Origin of the sequence: Burkholderia sp. LMG 13014, assembly GCF_905232215.1 — a bacterium.
GTDB lineage: Bacteria > Pseudomonadota > Gammaproteobacteria > Burkholderiales > Burkholderiaceae > Burkholderia.
In genome coordinates this window covers 1-3,890 of the sequence record NZ_CAJNKE010000555.1, presented here as the reverse complement: position 1 = coordinate 3,890, position 3,890 = coordinate 1, and the positions used below count along the sequence as shown (strand labels likewise).

The 3,890-nt window shown below is 65.9% G+C and carries 5 protein-coding genes and 1 pseudogene; 4 read left to right on the top strand and 2 right to left on the bottom strand.

The features are described 5' to 3' along the window. Together JYJ84_RS30755 and JYJ84_RS30750 are read left to right on the top strand one after the other, a co-directional pair. On the top strand, positions 1-371 hold a 371-nt coding region (locus tag JYJ84_RS30755), incomplete at its 5' end, for a DMT family transporter (protein ID WP_205189892.1). Between the two features lie 303 nt (positions 372-674). Beyond that, positions 675-860: a hypothetical protein gene (locus tag JYJ84_RS30750; protein ID WP_011353526.1), complete on the top strand. Its 186-nt coding sequence runs from the start codon at positions 675-677 to the stop codon at positions 858-860. A gap of 108 nt (positions 861-968) precedes the next feature. On the opposite strand, the gene mgrA is transcribed toward JYJ84_RS30750, so the two are convergent. Beyond that, on the bottom strand, positions 969-2,012 hold the full coding sequence (gene mgrA / locus JYJ84_RS30745) for an L-glyceraldehyde 3-phosphate reductase (protein WP_122946498.1): 1,044 nt from the start codon (positions 2,010-2,012) through the stop codon (positions 969-971). Positions 2,013-2,205: 193 nt separating this feature from the next. Between mgrA and JYJ84_RS30740 the strand changes: the two genes are divergently transcribed. Then, a complete protein-coding gene (locus JYJ84_RS30740; RefSeq protein ID WP_122946499.1) occupies positions 2,206-2,412 on the top strand; it encodes a DUF3185 family protein in 207 nt (68 codons plus the stop codon). A gap of 148 nt (positions 2,413-2,560) precedes the next feature. Here JYJ84_RS30740 and JYJ84_RS30735 read toward each other — a convergent pair whose 3' ends face one another. Continuing rightward, positions 2,561-3,334 (bottom strand): phytanoyl-CoA dioxygenase family protein, encoded by a 774-nt coding sequence (locus JYJ84_RS30735; RefSeq protein ID WP_122946500.1) that lies wholly within the window; start codon positions 3,332-3,334, stop codon positions 2,561-2,563. Positions 3,335-3,686: 352 nt separating this feature from the next. Between JYJ84_RS30735 and JYJ84_RS38040 the strand changes: the two are divergent. Continuing rightward, a pseudogene (locus tag JYJ84_RS38040) lies at positions 3,687-3,890 on the top strand (hypothetical protein); the annotation flags it as partial.

The following is a 3,890-nucleotide window of genomic DNA, read 5'->3' as shown; positions in this document are numbered from 1 at the left end:
GCGTACGGGCGGCGCCCGCCGACGTGCTGCCGCTGCAGAATGCGATCGGCCTCGCACTGTGCGTGGCGATCGTGCCGTTCCGGCCGGTGTCGTTCGACATGAGCTGGTCGTTCGTGATCCCGCTGCTGTGGCTCGGCATCGTGATTTCGGTGATCGCGCAACTGCTGTTCTACCGGTTGATGCAGCGCGGCGATCTCGTCAACGTGACGAGCCTGTTCTATCTCGTGCCCGTCGTCACCACGCTGATGGATGCCGTGTGGCTCGGCAACCGGCCCGAGCCGCTCGCGCTCGCCGGCATGGGCGCGATCGTCGCGGGGCTCGCGCTCGTGTTCCGCGCGCCGGCCGCCCGCGTGCAACCCGACCGCGCATGAGCGGGCGTGCCGCCGCGCCCGCGGGTGCGGCGGCACGCATCGGACACATACGACGATTCCGCAACAATCGAAAGGAACGGGAAAGATACGTGCAAGGCATTCGTCCAACTTGCGGGAAAAATGCGCGATTCCCCAGGCTTTCCGCTGATTTTTTAATGGTTCGGATAGCGAAAAGCACTGCCGGTTGCCTATACTCGAACTGACCGCCCCGCTCGCAATCGGGTCGGACCAATACTAGAAACACCCGGCATGGGGCCGGAGTCAGCGCTCAGGCGCCCACTCCGGTCGACCTTGGAGACACGCATGACGACCTACTTCACGATCGGCGACTTCATCCTGTTGATTCCGATGGCGCTGGCCGGAGCGCTATTTCTCGGCGCGGTGCCGTGCGCAACCGAATTCCGCCACAACCTGCTGCGCGTGCTGGGCGTCATCCTCGGCGTCGGCGTCGCGGTATTGCTCGTCGAAGGCCTGCCTGCGCTGATCTAGCGGCGCAACCCGTGCGTGGCGCGCATCGCTGCACCGCAGCGATGCGATGTGCTGCGCGCAAGCCATCGATACGGCACGCGATGTTTCGCATGCCGTAGCGTCTGCCGGTCAGATCGCCTGATCGGTGGACGGCTTTTCCCACAGATTGATGCCGCCTTCCGTCGCGTAACGATCGATCTCCGCGAGTTCCTCCGCCGAGAATTCGAGGTGCTTCAACGCGCCGACGTTTTCGCGCACCTGCTCCGCACGGCTCGCGCCGATCAGCGCGGACGTCACGCGACCATTGCGCAATACCCACGCGAGTGCCATCTGCGCGAGGCTCTGCCCGCGCCGTTCGGCGATCGCGTTGAGCTTGCGCACTTGGTCGAGGTTGTCCACGCTCAGGTGATCCTGCTTCAGCGAGCCGCCGCCCGGCTTGTTCACGCGCGCGTCGGCCGGCACGCCGTTCAGGTATTTCGACGTGAGCAGCCCCTGCGCGAGCGGCGTGAACGCGATGCTGCCCGTGCCGATCTCGTCGAGCGTGCCGAGCAGTTCGGTTTCGACCCAGCGGTTCAGCAGGTTGTACGACGGCTGGTGAATCAGCAGCGGCACCTTGTACTGCGCGAGCAGCTCGGCCATCTCGCGCGTCTTCGCCGCCGAATACGACGAAATGCCGATGTAGAGCGCCTTGCCCTGCTGCACGGCCGACGCGAGTGCGCCCGCCGTTTCCTCGAGCGGCGTGTGCGCGTCGAAGCGGTGCGAATAGAAGATGTCGACGTAATCGAGCCCCATCCGCTGCAGGCTCTGGTCGAGGCTCGCGAGCACGTACTTGCGCGACCCGCCGCCGCTGCCGTACGGCCCCGGCCACATGTCCCAGCCGGCCTTCGTCGAGATCAGCAGCTCGTCGCGATACGGCCGGAAATCCTCCTTCAGCAGCCGGCCGAAGTTGGTTTCGGCGCTGCCGTACGGCGGCCCGTAGTTGTTCGCGAGGTCGAAGTGGTTGATGCCGAGGTCGAACGCGGTGCGCAGGATCTCGCGCTGCGTCGAGATCGGCGTCGAATCGCCGAAGTTGTGCCACAGGCCGAGCGACAGCGCGGGCAGTTTGAGCCCGGATTTGCCGCAGGTGCGGTATTGCATGTCGGCATAACGTTCGGAAGCTGCTTCGTAGGCCATGAGTCGGTTCCGTCAGGACATCGGGGAAAGGGACGCGCGCCGGCCGCGCACACTGCGCGGCGGCGGCGAAAGAGTCATACGACGACTATGGTAGCGAAAGCGGCCGGAACGCGCTCGGCGGCACGGCAATGGACGCGGCCGCGGTCGTCGCCTACACTGCGGCGTCTCGAATCACCGTTTCAGCGAGGTTGGTATGTCCCGGGTCATCTCGGTTGCGCTGCTCGTCGGCGGCGTCGTGCTGCTGTATTTCGGCGGCCAGTCGTTCCATTCGATCAACGACAACGTGTCGCGCTTCTTCACCGGCTCGCCCGCGACGAAGACGATCCTGCTGATCGTGGGCGGCGCCGTCGCGTCGTTCGTCGGCCTGATCGGCCTCGCGATGCCGGGCAGCAAGCGCTGATCGCGCAGCCGCGCGATGCACGCACGGCCCGCGTCATACGATCGGGCCGCGCCAAACGAAACGGGCGGCCAGGCCGCCCGTTGCTTCATTCGCCCGCGATGCGCCGCATCGCGTGATCCCGCGGCGTTGCCGGCCGCCCGCCGGGCGCCTAGAACTGCACTTCCGGTTTCGACGCCGAGCGCGTGCCGGGTACCGGCCGGTTGCTCGCGCCGTGGTAGGTATACACGAGCGAGAACTTCACCTGGTCGGAACGGTTCTGCCCGGCCGAATGCAGCGTGTTGCTGTGGAAGAACACGACGTCGCCCGTCTGCAGCGACGGGCACGTGGCCGCATCGATCATTTTCTTGTTCGCCGGCAGGTCGCTGCGGAAGAACTTCGCATCGTCGAACGCTTCCGGCCCGAATTCGGCCGTATGCGACCCCGGCACGAGCCACAGCGCGCCGTTCTCGTTCGTTTCCGGCCCGAGCGCGAGCCACACCGACACCATGTCCGGACGCGCGAACGACCAGTAGCGGAAATCGCGATGCCAGCCGGTCAGGCTGCCGTACGCGGGGTGCTTCGTCATCATGCAGTTGTGATGCGCGCGCGACAGCACGGGCTCTTCACCGAAATACTCGCGCATCCACGCGCCGATTTCAGGGGCGATCGCACGCTCGGCGAAGGCCGGATCGCGCGAGTACGCATCGAGCAGCCGCCGCACCGTATGCCCGCCCGGCGCATGCTTGGACTCGGGCGCGCCCGGATAGCGCAGGTCCGCCTCGAACTCGATCGGCTCGGCAGCCTCCCGCAACTGGCGCTCCGCAACCTGCCTGAGCGCCGCGCATTGTTCCTCGCCGACGAGGCCACGCGCGACGACGAAGCCGCGCTCGCGCAATTCCGCGACTTGCGCGCGGATCGATTCCGACTGCAATGGAGACGACATGGGATGCCAGACGTTTATTGTGTGAATGTGACGATTGTAAATCGGCGCCGGATGCCGCGAACAGCACCATTGTCGTGCGCAGGGGCATGCCAATCGAGGATTTGATCCGGCTCAAGGGAACTGTGCGGCGCGGCGCTGGCCTCACCGACAGGCGGTATGCGGCACACGCCTTGTGGCACAAGGGTTTATCGCGACTTTTGCCCGTCATGAATCCCCTGTAGCCTGTCGCGGCCTGTCAATTCTGGCGGGCGCGGCGCGCAGCGAGTTTCGGTAAGATCCGTTGCGCCTTCCGAGGCCGTTCATACCAGTGCGCTCTTCAGGGCGCCATCCATACAAGCGAAGCATCGTTCACATGCCATTCCGTCTGACTTCCCGTCTCAGCCGCGCTGCGAAGCGCGTTGTGCCGCCCGCTCCTGCCCGCTCGCTGCGCCATCACCGCGCACGCACGCAAGCGCTGGCCGAGCGTACGCCCGCACACAGCCGGCTGGACGGCATCCGTGCGTGGTTCCACGCATTTTTCTCGATGATGAGCGCGCAGGCGTTCTCGCGCCGTGCC